This window comes from Brevundimonas sp. (genome assembly GCF_036732845.1).
Taxonomy (GTDB): domain Bacteria; phylum Pseudomonadota; class Alphaproteobacteria; order Caulobacterales; family Caulobacteraceae; genus Brevundimonas.
In genome coordinates this window covers 1-17123 of sequence record NZ_DAINBO010000008.1, presented here as the reverse complement: position 1 = coordinate 17123, position 17123 = coordinate 1, and the positions used below count along the sequence as shown (strand labels likewise).

Genomic DNA, 17123 nt, shown 5'->3' with positions numbered 1-17123 from the left:
GACGGACCATGCAGGTGCTGAGGGCGGCGACCTGGCTGCACAAATGGATCGCGCTCGTCGTCGGGTTGCAGATCCTGTTCTGGGTCGGCGGCGGCCTGGTGATGACCGCCCTGCCGATCGAACGGGTGCGCGGCGAACATCATGTCCGCGCCGTCGATCCCGCCCCCCTGCCCCCCGGCCTGCGCTCACTGGACGCCGTGCGCGCCGCGACCGGTCTCGATCCGGTCAAGGCCGAGCTGAAGCCCACGCCGCGCGGCCCGGCTTGGATCCTGACGCCCGTCGACGGCGCCGCGACCGTGGTGTCCGCCGCGACCGGCGCCCGCTTCCCGGCGATGACCCCCGACGAGGCGCGACGCTTGGCGGCCGGGTCCTACACGGGCGACGGCGCGCCGATCTCGGCCCGGCTGCTGGCCCAGGCCCCGGCCGAAACCGGCAAGGACGGTCCCCTGTGGCGGGTCGATTTCGACGACGCCGAACGCACCACCTTCTATCTGTCGCCCGACAGCGGCGAGGTCGTCAGCCGCCGCTCCGGCATGTGGCGCTTCTATGATTTCTTCTGGCGGCTCCACATCATGAATTTCGGCGATGGGGAGAATTTCAACCATCCGCTGCTGATCTTCACCACCGTCCTGGCCTTCACCGTGGTGCTCAGCGGCTTCGTCCTGTTGTGGATCCGGCTGGCGCGCGACTGGGCGCGGTCGCGGCGACGCGTCTGAGGCCCGCTTTCCAACGGCGACGGCTTGGGTCACCCTGCGCCTCGAACGAGGGACGCGCGACATGACCGAGACCTCCGCCGAAACCCCGGAACGGACGGGTCGCGACAGCCTGTCCGACACCGCCTGGGGCGTCACGGCCGCCGCGCGGCTGGCCGTCGGCCTGATCCAGGGGCTGGTCCTGGCCTGGTTGATCCACGCCGCCGATGGTGAGAGCGCCACGCACGTCTGGCCCGCGACCCAACCCGAGATCTTCGGTCCCCTGCTGCTGGTCACCCTCTACCTACCCGCCGCCCTGCTGGCGGGGATCGGACGTCTGCGCTTGGTCACGCTGGTGATCTGGACCCTGTCGGCGGGCCTTGTGTTGGCCCTGCTGGGCTGGAGCGACATCGCCCGACAGTCGGCCAGCGAGATGACTGATCCGCCGTTCCTGGACTTCCCCTTGATGCCGTTCGCGGCGGCGGCCCTGTTCATCGGCCATCACCTGGTGCTGCCCGCGGATCGCGAGCGGCGCCTGATCGCGGCCTATCCGACCTATTTCGACACCGCCTGGCTGGCGGGGGTGCAGTTGGCCCTGTCGCTGGGTTTCGCCCTGGCCTTCTGGCTGCTGCTGCATCTGGGCGGCGCCCTGTTCAACCTGATCGGCATCGGCGCCCTGAACGACCTTCTGCGCGAAGCCTGGTTCAGCGCGCCTCTGATGGCCGTCGCCTTCGCCCTGGCGGTCCAGTTGACCGATGTGCGGCCCGGCCTGATCCGAGGCGTGCGGTCGGTGGCCCTGATGCTGTTGTCGTGGCTGCTGCTGGTCATCACCGTGCTGGTCGGCGGCTTCCTGGCGGCCCTGCCGTTCACCGGCATGGAGGGGCTGTGGCGCACCGGCAGCACGACCGCCCTGGTGCTGGCGGCGGCGGGCGCGCTCGTGATCCTGATCAACACCGCCTATCAGGACGGCGAGCCTGACAACCGTCCGCCCGCGGTGCTGCGGCTGGCGGTGCGCGTGGCGTCGGTGCTGCTGACGCCGCTGATCGCCATCGCCGTCTGGGGGCTGTCGCTGCGCATCGGCCAGTACGGCCTGACGCCCGACCGCATCATCGCCTCGGCCTGCGCCTTGCTCGGCGCGGTCTATGCGGGCGGCTACGGCTTCGCGGCCCTGTCGCCCCTGTGGCGCGGCGGCGACTGGATGAAGCCGCTGGAGCGGACCAATGTGCTGGCGGGCGTGCTGGCCATCGTCGTCGTCATCTGCCTGTTCACCCCCATCGCCGACCCGGCCCGCCTGTCGGTCGCCAGCCAGGTCGCCCGGCTGGAGCGCGGGGCGGTGACGCCCGACAAGTTCGACTATCGCTTCCTCCGTTTCGAGAGCGGGCGAGCGGGACAGGCCGCCCTGGCGCGCCTGACCCGTTCATCGGACCCAACGATCGCCCGCCGGGCGCGCGAGGCGCAGGCCGCCAAGAACCGCTACAGCCTGCCTGACGTCGACGCCCCGGACGTGACGCCGGTGTTCGAAGTCTATCCGGCCGGTTCGCCGCTTCCGGCGGAGCTGGCGGTTCCGGTCAGGCCCGGCGATCCCCGCGTCCCTTGCCGCGCGGCGGGCGATTGCGTGGTCACGACGATGGACCTGAACGGCGACGGCCGCGTGGAAGTCTTGATCGCGACCGGCTTCAACGTCGAGCTGATGGAACGCACGGCCGACGGCTGGCGGGCGCGCGGCGCCTATCGCCTCGCCGGTTGCGACGGCGACCGCATCCGCATCACCGACCCCCGGCTGATGATGAAGAACGGCGGGTTGAAACCCTCGACGCCGGCCTGGCCCGACCTTCAATTCGGAGACGGCGCCGTCGCGCGTCTCGATCGGACCCGCGAATGCAATACGGCCGCCGCCGCCGATTAACCCCCCGCTCACCACGCCTCCCAACGTGATTTTCACCTCGTCGCCCTAGAAATCGTCCCGAAACGAGCCAGTCCCGCTTCCAACGAGGACCGGCCGTCGGTGATGCCGAGAAGGGGTGATCCGCATGTCCAAGACCGTTCTGGTGGTCGATGACGATCCGACCCAGCGCCGCCTGATCCAGGCCGTGCTGGACCGCGAAGGCTATGCCGTGGTCCATGCCGAGAGCGGCGGCGAGGCCATCGACCGCATGACCGGCGGCGGGGGGGCCGACCTGATCCTGCTCGATCTGGTCATGCCGCGCATGACGGGCATGGAATGCCTGGCCGAGCTGCGCGCCGCGGGCGTGACCACGCCGGTCATCGTGCTGACCGCCAATGCGGGCGTCGACACCGTGGTCAAGGCCATGCAGGCCGGGGCGCAGGACTTCTTCGTCAAGCCGGTGTCGGCCGACCGGCTGATGGTCGGCGTGACCAATGCGCTGCAACTGACGCGGCTGGAGGCCGAGGTCGGCCGCCTGACCAAACGCGCCCAGGGCCGCGCCAGTTTCGACGATCTGGTCGGCGACGGTCCGGCCATGCGGCTGGTGAAATCGCTGGGATCGCGCGCCGCCAAATCGACCATCCCGGTGCTGATCACCGGCGAGAGCGGCGTCGGCAAGGAGGTCATCGCCCGCGCCCTGCACGGCGCCAGTGATCGTTCCGGCAAGCCGTTCGTGGCCGTCAACTGCGGCGCCCTGCCGGTCAATCTGATCGAGTCCATCCTGTTCGGGCATGAGAAGGGCGCCTTCACCGGCGCGGTCGAAAAGACCCTGGGCAAGTTCCGCGAGGCGGACGGCGGCGCCTTGTTCCTGGACGAGATCGGCGAACTGCCGCTGGACATGCAGGTCAAGCTGCTGCGCGCCATTCAGGAAGGCGAGGTCGATCCCGTCGGCGGCAAACGCCCGGTCAAGATCGATGTGCGCATCATCTCGGCCACCAATCGCGACCTGTCGCAACAAGTGCGCGAGGGCGTGTTCCGCGAGGACCTGTTCTACCGCCTGAACGTCTATCCGATCGAGGCCCCCGCCCTGCGCGACCGCCGCGAGGACATTCCGGCCCTGGTCGACCGCTTCATCGGCCGCTTCAACGCCGAAGAGGGCAAGCGCGTGGCCGGATGCGCGCCCGAGACCCTGACGATGCTGCAAGGCTTCGACTGGCCCGGCAATGTGCGCCAGTTGGAGAATGCGGTGTTCCGCGCCATCGTCCTGGCCGACGCGCCCTTCCTGCAGCCGCACGACTTCCCGGCCATCTCGGGTCTCGCGGCGCCGCTGCCGATCGAGGCTCCACTGGCGCCCGCCGCGCCGATGCTTTCCAGCGTGGAGCTGCCGCCCCTGCCCGACTCGCCGATCCGCGTGGTCGATGACCGGGGCCATCTGCGGACGCTGGAGGAGATCGAGCGCGACCTGATCCAGCACGCGATAGAGGTCTATGCCGGTCACATGAGCGAGATCGCGCGCCGCCTCGGCATCGGCCGGTCCACCCTGTACCGCAAGGTGCGCGAACAGGGGCTGGAAGGGCAGTTGAAGGAAGCGGGCTGACCCCGCTCCGGCGTCAGGCGACCGGACGCAGCGAGGCGATGCGGCGCAGGCCCAGGTCCGACAGGGTCAGATAGCGCCCTTCGGCGATCCGGCATTCGCCCTGGAATTCGAGACGGTCGCAGATCTCCCACTTGCCGCCAAAGACGCGCAGGCTCTCGACGCGCTGCATCGAATTCAGATTTCCGGTGCGCATGGTGATCATGTAGCGCGCGCCCGACAGGCCAGGCTGGCCATACAGGGTCACATGGCTGCGGTCCTGACCGGTCAGCGATTGCGGCGAACGATCCGACGGCGTCTGAGCAAAGGCCGCGCCCGCCAGCAGGGTCGCGGCGGATATCAGCATCAGCGTACGCATGGGGATCTCCATCGTTGCGAATGTGCACGCGATGGAGCGCCTGTTTCCGCCTTCCGTCAACGCAGCGAGCGCAGCATCAGCTCGTGGCGAAACGCCGCGACGTCGGCCAAGGCCGCGTCCAGCGCCGTGCGCGCCCGGTCCAGCAGCGGCGGCGCCTCGGCCTTTTCCGACGTCTCGGCCAGGGCGCAGGCGGCGGCCAGATCCTCGGCCCCTATGCCCGCCGCCGCGCCGCGCAGCGTGTGCACGGCGTCGCGCCAGCCTTCCTCGCGCACGTCCAGCAATGGCGACCACAGCGCCGCCTGCTGGGCGAACAGGCCCAGGATCTCTTCGGTCACCCCGTCGTCGCCGCCGGTCATCCGCTCCAGCACGGCGAAATCGACGGCGCCGGTCAGGTCACGCCGGGCCATCAGGCGGGGGTCTCTTCGCCCTTGGCCAGCCGCGTATTGCCCCGCGCGAACAGCAGATAGAGCACCAGGCCGATGCCATTCCAGATGAAGAAATTGACCTGAGTCAGATGGGGCAGGCTGACGAACAGATACAGGCACCCCAGGATGGCGCCCGCCCCGACCACCGGCCACAACGGCGCCTTGAAGCGGCGCTCGCGGTTCGGCTGCTGGATGCGCAGCACGATCAGGGCCGCGCCCACGGCGATGAAGGCCGCCAGCGTCCCGGCGTTGGCCAGGGCCGCCAGTTCGCCCAGGCTGAACAGACCCGCGATCACCGCCATCAGGACCGCCGTCACGCCCGTCATCAGCACCGGCGACCCCCGCTTGGCGCTGACCTTGGCCAGGCCGCGCGGCAGCATGCCGTCGCGCGCCATGACGAAGAAGATGCGGCTCTGGCCGTACATGAAGGCCAGCAACACCGTCGGCAGGGCCACGATGGCCGCTCCGGCGATCAGGGTGGCGGCGGTGTCGCTGCCCAGGGTCCGGGCGATATGGGCCAGCGGCTCGTCCGAACCGGCGAACTGGCCGAACGGCATGGCGCCGACGGCGGCGGCGGCCACGACCATGTAGATGATGATGCAGATCACCATCGAACCGACGATGCCGATGGTCAGGTCGCGGCCGGGGTTCTTGGTCTCCTCGGCGGCGGTCGAGACGGCGTCGAAGCCGTAGAAGGCGAAGAAGATGATGGCGGCGGCGGCCATGACCCCGACCTCCACCCCATCGGCCGTCACCGACTTGGCGAAGCCGAACGGCATGAAGGGCTCCAGGTTGGCGGGGTTGAAATGCGGGGCGGCGATGGCGACGAAGGCGCCCAGGGCGATGACCTTGATCACCACCAGCACGGCGTTGACCGTGGCGCTCTCACGCGTGCCCAGCATCAGCATGCCCGCCACCACACCGACGATGCCGACGGCCGGCAGATTGACCAGGCCCGGCGTATCCGTGCCGAACGGCCCGCTGGTCAGATAGGCGGGCAACCCCCACCCCATGCTCTCCAGGAAGCCGTTGAAATAGCCGGACCAGCCCACGGCCACGGCCGAGACCACCAGCGAATATTCCAGGATCAGGCTCCAGCCGATCACCCAGGCCAGCAACTCGCCCAGCGCGGCGTAGGAATAGGTGTAGGCCGAACCCGCCGCCGGGATCATGGTCGCCAGCTCGGCATAGGCCAGGGCCGCGAACACGCAGACCAGGCCCGCGATCAGGAAGGCCAGCATCACCGCCGGTCCCGCCTTGGCCGCCCCCACCCCGATCAGGGTGTAGATGCCGGTGCCGACAATGGCCCCGACGCCCAGGGCGATCAGATGCGGCCAGCTCATGGTCGGCTTCAACCGGGCGTGGCCCTCGATGTCGGTGATGGCTTCGATCGAGCGCCGTCGGTTCCAGAACGCCATGTTTCCCCCTCGCCGCCGTTCGTCGGCGGGCCGATTCCCAGAATGAACCATATCGCTTGCGCCTGAACGGCGAAATGCCGCTTGCGCCGCCCCCCGATCCCCCCTATGTGCAGCGGCCCTTCGGCACGGTGCTTGCACGTACCGAAGCGAGACGATCGGTTCGGGTGATTAGCTCAGTTGGTAGAGCAGCTGACTCTTAATCAGCGGGTCGTAGGTTCGAACCCTACATCACCCACCATCGTCTTCTTTTGAAATCGCCGACCTAGAGCCGAGGCGCCGGGGCGGCGTTCTCGCCGTCCGCCCCTTCGTCTCAGAACCAGGCGCTAAGGCCGATGACCAGGCGCGTGTCCTCCACGTCGTGGCCCGCCGCCTTCAGATAGTCGGCGGTGTTCCCGAAATGGCGCGTCCATTCGACGCCGACATAGGGCGCGAACTCCTTGCGGATCTCGTAGCGCAGACGCGCGCCGAGCTGCAGCGAAGTGACGCCCGATCCGATCGACAGTTCAGGAATGTCTTCGGCCGACAGGTTGATCTCCGCGCGCGGCTGAAGGATCCAGCGGTTGGTGATCCGTTGGTCGTATTCCGCCTCACCCCGGGCGGTCAGTTCGCCCTGGGTCGACAGGAAGACGGCGCCGCCCACCTCGAACCAATAGGGGGCCAGGCCCTGGACCCCGAGCACCAGATCCGTGCGGTCGCCATCGGGCCGATAGGTTTGCCGCACCCCGGCCTGGACGTCGAAGAAGGGCGAGATCGCGCGGCTGTACAGCGCCTGCAACTCGGCCTCCTCGACCTCGCCGTCGAACGCGCCCTCGCCTTCCGACTTCCACCAGAAGCGGTTGATGTCGCCGCCGGTCCAGCCCTGGGCGCCCCAGGCGTAGGTCGTGTCTCCTTCGGCGGACCCGGCCTCAAACTGATCCAGGATCACCGTCGTGGTCCGCACATCGCCGTTTTCGACGCGCAGCCGTTCGCGCGCGGCGGTCATCTCGGCGGGGTCGAAATACAGGTCGGCCGCATGGGCGGGTCCGCGCGTCGCGGCGACGGGCGGCGGCGCCTGCGGCGGACGCCCCGGATCGTCGGCGCTGGTCGGAACGACGGGCGGCATGACCATGCCCGTCATGCCCGGCATGGCGTGGCCCGCATGAGGATCGTCAGGCGCCGCCGTCATCCCCGGCATGGCGGACATGTCGTGGCCCGCATGCGGATCGGTCGTTGGCGCCGCCGGAGCCCGGTTCCCGCCCATGTCCGGCATGTGGTGACCTGCATGCGGGTCGGCGGGCGCCGTCGCGGGCGCCTGTCCCATGCTCATGCCCGACATGTCATGGCCCGCGTGCGGGTCGGCCGGGGTCTGGATGCGTTCCGGCACGGACCCGACCGGGCAGACCGGCGCGCCGGGGGCGCCGACCCGCGCGGCGTCACCGTTCGGCGATCCGCGGCGCACGCGGCCGGGCGGCAAGGGGGCGGCCTGGACCTGGGCGGCGGGGGCGTGGCCGGCGTGCGACTGGGCGGCGGCCGGCGCGGCCATGACCACCAGAGGAAACAGGATGATCGCGGTCTTGATCACGAGGCGGCTCCATCCAGGGGACGCACGGTGACGACGTTGAACATCCCCGCGTGCATGTGCAGCAGCATGTGGCAGTGGAAGGCCCAGTCGCCGGGCGCGTCGGCGGTCAGGTCGAAGGTCACCTTGGAGCCTGGCGCGACGTTCACGGTGTGCTTCAGGGGCTGATGCCCGGCGGGACCGCCCGTCACCAGTTCAAAGAAATGCCCATGCAGATGGATGGGGTGGGACATCATGGTGTCGTTCACCAGGGTGACGCGCACCCGTTCGTCCCGTTCAAAGCGGATCGGCTCGACCAGTTCGCTGAATTTGCGCCCGTCGAAGCCCCACATGAACCGCTCCATATTGCCGGTCAGGTGGATCTCCAGCGTGCGGGACGGCGCGCGCCGGTCCTTGTTCGGCGCCAGAGAGACCAGGTCGGTATAGACCAGCACCCGGTGGTCGACGTCCTCCAGGCCCGTCGGCCGTTCGCCCAGCCGGTTGATCGGCGACATGTTGACCATGTCCACCCCGACGCCGACCGCCATGCCGGGCGGGGCGTTGTCGGGATCGCGCATGTTCATGTCGCCCATGTCGCCGTGGTCCATGTCGCCGTGATCCATGGCGCCCATGGCGCCGTGGTCCATGCCCGACATCCCGCCCATGCCCATGTCGCGCATGGTCAGGTTCGGAACCTGACGCAGCGGCGGAACCTCGGCCGTCATGCCCAGACGCGGCGCCAGGGTGGCCCGACCCATGCCGGAACGGTCGATGGCCTCGGACACGATGGTGTAGGCTCGGTCCTCGGTCGGGCGGACGATGACGTCATAGGTCTCGGCGATGGAGAGTTGCAGTTCGTCGACCTCGACCGGCCTGACGTTCTCTCCGTCGGCCTGCACCACCGTCATCGCCAGGCCGGGGATGCGGATGTTGAGGATCGACATGGCCGAGGCGTTGATCAGGCGCAGGCGCACGCGCTCGCCCGGCCGGAACAGTCCGGTCCAGTTCTCGTCCGGGCCGTGGCCGTTGATCAGATAGGTGTAGGTCGAGCCGGTGACGTCCAGGATGTCGCGCGGGTCCATGCGCATCGCGCCCCACATCCGGCGCTCCTCCAGGCTCATCCGGTCGCCGCCGTCGATCAGACCGGCCAGGGAGGTGCGCTGGCGATTGAAATAGCCGGGGCTTTTCTTCAGCTTCTCCAGCAGCGCGTGCGGACTGAGGAAGCTCCAGTCCGAAAAGATCAGCACGTGCTCGCGGTCATAGGCGACCGGATCGGTCTCCGCCGGGTCGATGATGATCGGACCATAGTGGCCCACCGCCTCCTGAAGACCCGAGTGGCTGTGGTACCAGAAGGTCCCGGACTGGATGATCGGAAACTCATAGACGAAGGTCTCGCTCGGCCGGATGCCGGGAAAGCTGATCCCCGGCACGCCATCCATCTGGAACGGCAGCAAGACCCCGTGCCAGTGGATCGAGGTGTCCTCGTCCAGCCCGTTGTGCACGGCGATGCGCACATTCTGGCCTTCGCGCAGGCGCAGCAGCGGCGCCGGAAGCCCGCCGTTGACCGTGGTCGCCGTCGCGGTGCGGCCGCCCACCGTGAACGGCGTCCGCCCGACCGTCAGATCGATGTCCGGTCCCGTCAGCGTCGGCTGGTCCGGCCGCAGTCCCGGCGAACCGGTCCTGGCCCAGGCGGGCGTCACGCCTTGCAGGGCCAAGACGCCCCCGCCCGCGACGGCGCCGCGCAAGACGGCTCGACGGTCGAACTTCATACTCGGCTCCATGGACTCACGCCGCAGCGGGCGGCGTCTTGCCTTGTTAATACGCTTGCCGGGGATCGTCCCCTCGCGACAGGCTGACGCAGTGCGGGCGTCAGCGCCGCGCGTCGTCGGGGTCCAGAACCTGGGCCAGTCTGCGTCGCGCGCGAGCGACCCGCGTCTCGATCGTCTTCACCGACACGCCCAGGATGACGGCCGCCTCGGCCTGGCTGCGCGTCTCGATCGCGGTCAGCAACAGCGGCTCCTTGAGCTGGGGCGGCAGGTCCGCGATCGCACGCTCCAGGCGTGACAGGGTCTGGGCCGTCGCCAGGTCGTCAAAGGCGTCTTGCCCCGGATCGGGCGTCGCCATCGCCCGCGGCGTGTCCAGATCGACGGCGCCGAACAGCCAGCGCCGAACACGGCGGCGACGGCTCCAATCCCGGCATTTGTTGATCGCTATGGCGCGCAGCCAGGTCTCGAACGGCCGTTCGGGATCATACCGCCGGATCGCCAGCCAGGCCGCGGCATAGGTCTCTTGCATCAGGTCATAGGTCTCTTCGGCATCGCCCACATAGCGGCGCACGAAGCGATAGAGGTCGGACTTGGTCGCCTGCATCAGCCGCCCGAATGCGTCGGCGTCGCCGCCCGCGGCGCGGGCCGCAAGGTCGTCTGGTCCCGTCACGGCGGCCTAGGCGCCTTCGGCCGTGAGCGCCTCGACCACGCTTCTGTCGAAGCGTTCCGCCTGGGTCGGCGTCATCACCGCCCGCATCTGGAAGATGTGGGCGATGGTGGCCTGCTGCAATTCGCCCATGACATCGTGGAAATGATCCACGGCGGGTTGAACGACCCGGCTGTCGCCGTTGCTGGCGGCGATCGCCCGGGCCAGCTCCCGATTGGCCGCCTGGACCTCTTGCTCCAGCGCGACCCGGCGTGTCGCGAAGTCGGCCTCCAGCACCTCGATGCGCGCCAACTGGTCGGCGTTCAGCTTCAGGTCCTCATGCACGATCTCGTGCAGCGACGGCCGCGCCTCGCGCTTCAGCACCCATGTCGCGCCGCCCCAGGCGCCGACACCCCCGGCCAGGGCCGCCAGGACCGCCGTCAGCGCGATGGACTTCCAGCCCCCCGACATCAGCCGGCCTCCAGACGCGCCAACGGCGACAGCGAGGCGGTCCCGAACACCGACATCTCGGACGTCGGCGCGTGCGCCAGGCGGGCGCCCAGGCCGCCGTTGGCGACGCCGACGCTCAAGGCCAGGACGACGGCGACGATGCGAAGACGGGTCTGAACCCGCGCCGTCCGCAAGGCGCGAACCCTGTCCCACACGTCGCGCTCAAGCCCGTCCAGCGACGGTTCGTCCGTCGGCGCGCGCGTCAGCCACCGGTCCAACTCATCCATGATGCGTGCCCTTTCCCCGCCCCATGCTCAGATCTACGCACGCCCGACGGCGATCCCTCGCTTCACGGCCGAGGATCCGGCTCCCGGATTGAGGCGAAACGATCACCGGTGCGCCGGTTTCAATAGCAGGAGAGCCTGCGCAGGGGCGAACAGGCGCGGCCGGGGCGTCGCCGTCAGCGGCGCGTCAGACCTTCGAGATCGGGGCGTCGAAACGATAGCCGAGACCGCGGACGTTGCGGATCGGCAGGTCGATCTGTGCGTGGCTGAGCGCCCTTTGGCGCAGACGGCTGACGGCGGTGCGCAGGCTTCCGCCGGGCTGGCTGTTGTCCAGGATCTGGCTGTCGCTGTCGTCCGCGAACGCCGTCAGCAGCGCCAGGTCGGCGCGCGACAGGTCGATCCGGCGTCCGGTGGGGGCCAGCAAGGCCCGGCTGGAGAGTTGCAGGGTCCATGTCGCGCCCCCCCCATGCGACAGGCGCGGCGCGGCGTCTCGGCGCCGATGACGACGACGCATCAGCCCCCTCAGCCGCGCCAGGAGTTCGCGCGGATTGACCTCACGCGGCACCAGGTCGTCGGCGCCCAGCTCCAACGCCAGGACCCGCTCCACATATTCGGCGGTCTCTGACATCACCAGGATGGGCGGCCCGTCGGCCTCGGCCGAACGGCGGATGAAGGCCGAAACGGCCGGATCCGGCAGGGAGGCCGCCACGACGACGACGTCATGGTCGTCCATGGGCTGTCGCGCCTCATCGACGTGATCCGCTTCGACCACCGCCAGATCCTGCGCCGTCAGATAGCCGGTCAGGGCGCGTCTTTCTCCGCGCAGGGGGTCGATCAACAGAACCGACGCCGGACGAGGACGCGGGCGGGGACGCATCGGCGCGATGGGCGACGTTTCGATCACGGTCATGGACGGCGCGCTCCCTCGTCCTGGGCCGAACCCGTCGTTTCGAGACTCGCCGGGTCCATGACGGCCTCCAGGGCCTTGATCAGGGCGCGGCCGTCCGCGCTGAGCAGGACATGACGGACACGGGCGTCCTGGGCGCCGCGCTGCAGCTCCAGCAATCCGTGCGCCTCTCCCAGCGAGCCGGGATAGTCGACGGCGGTCATCGATCGGACATAACGCGAGGTGTTGGCGACGCTTTCGCGGCACAGATCGGCCAGTTCGGTCATGCGAACGCCTTCGCGACGCGCCGTGTGCAGAAGCGCGGCCAGTTGGCCCAGGCTGAGTCCGGGCGCGCGCGCCTTGACCAGCATCAGCCAGTCCAACACCCCTTCGGCCGCCCCCATCAGACGGCCGTAGCGGCGGGCCGATAGACGGCCGCCGGCGCCGGTGCGCGGGGCCGGATGCGCGGGCGCCGTTCCGTGACGACCAGGCTCAGGTCGTCGTACGTCGCCTGCAGGGCCTGAAGACGGGTCTCGATCTCTCTTTTCTTGCTGCGGGCGTCGAGAACGTCCTCGGCTTCAAAGTCGATGCTGATCGTCGCGCGAAGCTTCATGACCGGGTTTCCGATTTGCATGTCCGTCACCGAAGACTAACCGGCATGCAACCGCGTTGATCGGCGCCAATGGGCGGGTCTGCGGCTGATCACGGTCGTTCGTCGCGGCTATGGCCGTCTTCATCGACGCCGTTGCGCGTGAGACGTGATCGCGGATGCAATACGCCGTGCGGCGATGCAAAGTCGTCGCGACACGAGGGAAGCCGTGATGCCTTACGACGCCCTGGACACAGGACCAGACCGTCTGCTGACGTCCGACGCCGCGCCGCGCCGGTTCGGGACGCTGGATCGCGATGTCCTGGTTCTGACCGCCCTGCTCTGGTCGGCCCACTCGGCGCATGTGATCGCCCGTTCGTTCATATTGGATTGGACGAATGACCTGGGCACCACTCTGGCGCGTTGCTGCACCTGGGCGACGGGGTTCGTGGTTTGCCTGGGCGTCTGGGCCTTGACCCGTCGCATGCGTCGTCCGGGCGGCTTCATCGGCTATTTCCTGCGCGTCGCCGGTCTCGCCCTGATCGCCTGCGCCGTGATCACCCTGTGCAACGAGACTTATTTTTACTGGCTGTCCCCGCTGTATGTGATCGAGGACCGCTATCTGAAGCCTTCCGAACTGGCCGTCACCTATCTGGGCTTCCTGTGGATTCTGATGACATGGGCGGGCTTTGTGGGCGTCGTGGCCGGCGCCGACGACATACGCATCCGCGACCGCCAGGTCGCCGTCGCACGAACCCTGGCGCAGCAGGCTCAACTGACGGCGCTGCGCAATCAGTTGCAGCCGCACTTCCTGTTCAACGCCCTGAACGCGGTCTCCAGCCTGGTGCACGACCGCGATTTCGAGCGGGCCGAGCGCACGCTGATGCAGCTCAGCGGCTTTCTCGGCCGCGTCATCGACGTGTCGCCGCACGAAATGGCGCCCTTGCGTGAAGAGCTTGAAATCGAGCGCCTGTTCCTGGGCGTCGAACAGGTGCGCTTCCCGGATCGCTTGAAGGTCCGGTACGAGATCGAGGAGGCCGCGCTCGACAGCCAAACCCCCCGCCTGATTCTGCAGCCCTTGATCGAGAACGCGATCAAGCACGGGCTGGCGCGTTCCGTGGACCCCGTCACCGTGACCATCGGCGCTCGCCGTGAAACGGACGGCCTGCACATCTGGGTCCAGGACGATGCGAAGCCGATGCGGCGTTCAACCTCGGGCCTGCGCGTCGGCCTGGCCAACACGCGTGAGCGCCTGGCCATTCTGTATGGAGAAGCCGCCCGTCTGGTCGCCGCGCCGTTGAAGCCCGGCTGGCGTTCCGAAATCATCCTGCCGGCGGCCTGATCATGCGGATTCTCATCGCCGACGACGAACCCCTGGCGCTGAGACGGCTCGAAACCGCCCTGGCCTGCATTCCCGAAGCCGAGATCGTGGCGACGGCCTCCACCGGCGGCGAGGCCCGCCGCCTGATCGCGCGCCACCGGCCGGACGTCGCCATCCTGGACATTGAAATGCCGGATCAGACCGGCCTGTCCGTGATCGAGACCATCGGTCCCGACGACCATATGCCCGAGGTCATCTTCGCCACCGCCTTTCGGCACTACGCCGTCCAGGCCTTCGAGCTGGCGGCGGTCGATTATCTGACCAAGCCGATCGCCTTCGAGCGGCTGCGAGACGCCGTTCGTCGCGCCCGCACCCGGCTGAACGCACGCAGCGCCGATCAACGTTTCGCCGATCTCCAGGCCTTGGTCGCCACCTTGCAGTCCGAAGACGCGGACGGCTCCAACGGGCATGACGGCCACCTTTGGGTTCGGCGGCGCGACGAGATGATCCGATTGCCCGTCGGTCTCATCCGACTGATCGAAGCCCAGGGCGACTATGTGATGCTGTACACGGCCGACGGCGACATCCTGCACCGAGAGACGGTCAGTTCGTTGGAGAGTCGGCTGGACCCGGCCGCCTTCGCGCGGTGTCACCGATCGACCATCGTCAACCTGGACCAGGTCCGCGCCTTCAGGCGCCGCGGCAAGGGTTTGACGCTCAGCCTGACCGACGGCCGCACCATCGACGTCGGCCCGACCTATGTCGATCGCCTGATGAACGTCACGCGCCTGAAACGCTGGCGGCTGTAGTTCAGTCCAGATTCAGCCGTGAGATCACGGCCGGCGGCGGCGGCCCGTCTCTGAGCGCGCCGTCATCGCCATAGGCGCCCAGTTGGCTGATCGAGACGAACAACAGAGAGGCCCCGTCCAGCGAACCGCCCGCCGGATCGGTCATGCTCTCCAGATTGGCCGCCAGGGTTCGGGCCGCCACGACCTCGGTCTGGTCCGGCGACAGGGTCAGTCGCAACACCCGCATCGGCGCGGTTCCGTTCTGCACCACGATCAGGTCGTCGCCGCGCCGCAACAGGGTGTCGATCCCGATCAGCGAGGCGTCTCGCGGAGACGGCATCGGCGTGACCCGTCCGTCCGCCAGGGCGATGCGATGCAGGCCCGATCCATAGTCGGCCAGGATCAACGTCTCGCCGTCCGCGCTCACGGCCATGCCTTGCGGCGAACCGAAGACGCCGACGGGCACGAGGCGCCGCAGCGCCTCATCCTCGACCCCCAGCCGCCAGACGTCCCCCGCCAGGGAATCCGACACATAGACGGTCCCGTCCGGTCCTACGGCGACATCGCCGAAATTGCGGCGCGGCGCGTCAGGCGCTCGATAGCGCGCCAATAGGCGTCCGCTGGCCAGGTCGATCTTCAGCAGTTCGGCCTTGTCCCGCAACGGATCGTCGGCGGGCGTCGCGGCCGCCAGCCCGGCCGAGGCGGCCCACAACACCCCCCTCGCCTCATCGACGGCCAGGCCGAACACGCCAGCCACCGGAGCCTCGGCCTTCAGATAAGGGGCCGCCGTTCCATCGGCGCCGATCTGCATGATCGTTCGGCCCACGATGGCGGACACCAACAGCCTTTGTCGCGTCGCGTCGCGGACCACGCTCTCGGCGGCCACGGCTTCAGGGATGAGCGCGCGCGGCTCCAGCACCCCTATCAGCGCTCGGTTCGCGGTCAAGGCGTCCGCGACCGCGGGCCATTCCGGCAGGGCCGTCATCGCCGCATACAGGGGGTCGCGCGCCGGATTCGCCGTCAGGCCCAGACCGGCGTAACGACGCCATTGAGCCAGCGCCTCCCCCGGCTGCTCGGACGCCGCGGCGACACGCGCGCGCAACTGGATCAGACCCGGATGATTGCGCACGACGCCGTCGGCCTGGGCCAGTTTGTCGGCGGCGGTCGCCAGGTCGTCGGCGTTCGCCGCCGCCACCGCTTCGGCGCGCAACTGGCGAAAGCGCATCGCGGGCGAAACGTCTTGGGCCTGGACCGGGAGCGCCGCCAACTGGAGAGCGGCCAACACCGCCGTCATGGGTAGTCGAGACACGGGTCTTCTCCGAGATCTGATAAGAAAAGGGCGGCTCTTTCGAGCCGCCCCGGTCGCTGGCCGGTTCCGAACCTACCAGACTTTGTAGTTAAAGTTGACGAAGTAGCGGCGGCCGAACATGTCGAAATTGTCGGCGGTGTTGCGGCCCAACCAGTGCGCCGGCTCTTCGTCGAAAGCGTTGACCACGCCGGCACGGACCCGCAGGTCGTTGGTGACCTGATAGGCCATCGTGAAGTCGTGCTGGTTGAAGGCGCCGGTCTCCAGATATTTGGCCGTGTCGTAACGGTCGGGATTGGCGACCAGGACATCCGCGTCCTCGATCTCCTGGCTGGCCTGCCAGTCCCAATCCCACGACAGGGTCAGGCGGTCGGTGGGCTGCCAGGCCACGGTCGACAGGAAGCGGACCCGCGGCGTGCCGACCGTGTCGGCGAAGATCGTCGGGAAGTCCGGCAGCGCGATGTTGGTGTAGTCGTTCTGCTCGATCGTGTAGGAGCCGCGCAGGTTCCAGTTGATGCGGCCCCAGTCCTGGCCGATCACATCGACGATGTCGAAGCGGTATTTGGCTGAGAAGTCGACGCCTTCCGCGGTCAGCTTGGCGTAGTTCAGCGAACCTTCGATGAAGGTCGAGATCATCCAGGTGGTCGGATCGCGCGTGATGGTGTCGCACGCCGCCTGGTTGATCGTATTGCCGTTCACGCACTGGACCGCGTTCTGAAGCCCGGTGGTGGTGTCGATCGCGTCGTCGATCTCGATCTTGTAGTAGTCCAGCACCAGCGAGAAGTTGGGGAAGTACGACGGCGTCCACACCACCGAGGCGGTGAAGGAGTCCGAGGTTTCCGGGGTCAGGAACGGATTGCCGCCTTGCACGCCGGGAATGCCGCCCGTGCCGTAGGTCGGCTGGAAGGCGTTCGGGTCGGTCTGATTCACGAAGGTGAAGCTGAAGCCGGCCGCGTTCGACAGGGCCTGGCAGTTGGCCCGGCGGTTGGTCTGGATGGTCGCGTCAGCCAAGGCGTTGATATTGGCCACGACGCAGGGATCGACGAAGCCGTTGGCGAAGGTCTGGGTTTGCGGCGAGTACAGTTCGCCCAGGTTCGGCACGCGGATGGCCGTGTTCTGCGTCACGCGGAACAGCAGGTCGTCGATCGGACGCCAGGAACCCTGGATCGAATAGGTGT

At 68.4% G+C, this 17123-nt stretch carries 18 protein-coding genes and 1 tRNA gene; 6 read left to right on the top strand and 13 right to left on the bottom strand.

All coding sequences use genetic code 11. The features are described 5' to 3' along the window. Positions 1–8 precede the first annotated feature (8 nt). The 3 genes from V7D63_RS04510 to V7D63_RS04500 all read left to right on the top strand — a co-directional run bounded on the left by V7D63_RS04510 (position 9) and on the right by V7D63_RS04500 (position 4174). Complete coding sequence (locus V7D63_RS04510; protein ID WP_333591066.1) at positions 9–716, top strand: PepSY domain-containing protein; 708 nt, start codon at positions 9–11, stop codon at positions 714–716. 61 nt (positions 717–777) lie between these two features. Then, positions 778–2598, top strand: coding sequence for a DUF4153 domain-containing protein (locus tag V7D63_RS04505; RefSeq protein ID WP_333591065.1), 1821 nt, complete (start codon positions 778–780; stop codon positions 2596–2598). 124 nt (positions 2599–2722) lie between these two features. Then, positions 2723–4174 (top strand): sigma-54-dependent transcriptional regulator, encoded by a 1452-nt coding sequence (locus tag V7D63_RS04500; RefSeq protein WP_333591064.1) that lies wholly within the window; start codon positions 2723–2725, stop codon positions 4172–4174. Positions 4175–4187: 13 nt separating this feature from the next. Here the strand turns inward: V7D63_RS04500 and V7D63_RS04495 are convergent, their stop codons facing one another. The 3 genes from V7D63_RS04495 to V7D63_RS04485 form a co-directional block, all read right to left on the bottom strand. Further along, entirely contained in the window at positions 4188–4517 is a 330-nt protein-coding gene (locus tag V7D63_RS04495) for a beta/gamma crystallin-related protein (RefSeq protein ID WP_442882113.1), read from the bottom strand. Positions 4518–4585: 68 nt separating this feature from the next. After that, a complete protein-coding gene (locus tag V7D63_RS04490) occupies positions 4586–4936 on the bottom strand; it encodes an Hpt domain-containing protein (protein ID WP_333591062.1) in 351 nt (116 codons plus the stop codon). Continuing rightward, the gene (locus V7D63_RS04485) at positions 4936–6372 is read right to left on the bottom strand and encodes an amino acid permease (protein ID WP_333591061.1); all 1437 of its coding nucleotides are present in this window, start codon (positions 6370–6372) and stop codon (positions 4936–4938) included. The genes V7D63_RS04490 and V7D63_RS04485 overlap by 1 nt, the downstream gene beginning before the upstream one ends. A gap of 162 nt (positions 6373–6534) precedes the next feature. Here V7D63_RS04485 and V7D63_RS04480 point away from each other — a divergent pair. Continuing rightward, a tRNA-Lys gene (locus V7D63_RS04480) sits at positions 6535–6610 on the top strand. Positions 6611–6682: 72 nt separating this feature from the next. Here the strand turns inward: V7D63_RS04480 and V7D63_RS04475 are convergent. The 8 genes from V7D63_RS04475 to V7D63_RS04440 form a co-directional block, all read right to left on the bottom strand. Further along, positions 6683–7933, bottom strand: a complete 1251-nt coding sequence (locus tag V7D63_RS04475; protein ID WP_333591060.1) for a copper resistance protein B — start codon at positions 7931–7933, stop codon at positions 6683–6685. After that, positions 7930–9678: a copper resistance system multicopper oxidase gene (locus tag V7D63_RS04470; RefSeq protein ID WP_333591059.1), complete on the bottom strand. Its 1749-nt coding sequence runs from the start codon at positions 9676–9678 to the stop codon at positions 7930–7932. The genes V7D63_RS04475 and V7D63_RS04470 overlap by 4 nt, the downstream gene beginning before the upstream one ends. 100 nt (positions 9679–9778) lie before the next feature. Further along, complete coding sequence (locus tag V7D63_RS04465) at positions 9779–10345, bottom strand: RNA polymerase sigma factor (protein ID WP_333591058.1); 567 nt, start codon at positions 10343–10345, stop codon at positions 9779–9781. A 6-nt stretch (positions 10346–10351) separates the two neighbouring features. Further along, on the bottom strand, positions 10352–10792 hold the full coding sequence (locus tag V7D63_RS04460) for a Spy/CpxP family protein refolding chaperone (RefSeq protein ID WP_333591057.1): 441 nt from the start codon (positions 10790–10792) through the stop codon (positions 10352–10354). Further along, positions 10792–11058 (bottom strand): hypothetical protein, encoded by a 267-nt coding sequence (locus V7D63_RS04455; RefSeq protein ID WP_333591056.1) that lies wholly within the window; start codon positions 11056–11058, stop codon positions 10792–10794. Before V7D63_RS04455 ends, V7D63_RS04460 begins: the two co-directional genes overlap by 1 nt. 184 nt (positions 11059–11242) lie before the next feature. Next, positions 11243–11965 (bottom strand): response regulator, encoded by a 723-nt coding sequence (locus tag V7D63_RS04450; RefSeq protein ID WP_333591055.1) that lies wholly within the window; start codon positions 11963–11965, stop codon positions 11243–11245. Beyond that, positions 11962–12345, bottom strand: a complete 384-nt coding sequence (locus V7D63_RS04445; protein WP_333591054.1) for a MarR family winged helix-turn-helix transcriptional regulator — start codon at positions 12343–12345, stop codon at positions 11962–11964. The genes V7D63_RS04450 and V7D63_RS04445 overlap by 4 nt, the downstream gene beginning before the upstream one ends. Next, positions 12345–12554, bottom strand: coding sequence for a hypothetical protein (locus tag V7D63_RS04440; RefSeq protein WP_333591053.1), 210 nt, complete (start codon positions 12552–12554; stop codon positions 12345–12347). Before V7D63_RS04440 ends, V7D63_RS04445 begins: the two co-directional genes overlap by 1 nt. Positions 12555–12762: 208 nt before the next feature. Here V7D63_RS04440 and V7D63_RS04435 point away from each other — a divergent pair, with 208 nt between their 5' ends. Further along, positions 12763–13872, top strand: a complete 1110-nt coding sequence (locus tag V7D63_RS04435) for a sensor histidine kinase (RefSeq protein WP_333591052.1) — start codon at positions 12763–12765, stop codon at positions 13870–13872. A gap of 2 nt (positions 13873–13874) precedes the next feature. Next, entirely contained in the window at positions 13875–14660 is a 786-nt protein-coding gene (locus tag V7D63_RS04430) for a LytR/AlgR family response regulator transcription factor (protein WP_333591051.1), read from the top strand. A 1-nt stretch (position 14661) separates the two neighbouring features. Here V7D63_RS04430 and V7D63_RS04425 read toward each other — a convergent pair whose 3' ends face one another. Together V7D63_RS04425 and V7D63_RS04420 are read right to left on the bottom strand one after the other, a co-directional pair. After that, a complete protein-coding gene (locus V7D63_RS04425) occupies positions 14662–15948 on the bottom strand; it encodes an SMP-30/gluconolactonase/LRE family protein (RefSeq protein ID WP_333591050.1) in 1287 nt (428 codons plus the stop codon). 72 nt (positions 15949–16020) lie between these two features. Continuing rightward, positions 16021–17123: TonB-dependent receptor domain-containing protein (locus V7D63_RS04420; RefSeq protein ID WP_333591049.1), on the bottom strand; the 1103-nt coding region annotated here is incomplete at its 5' end.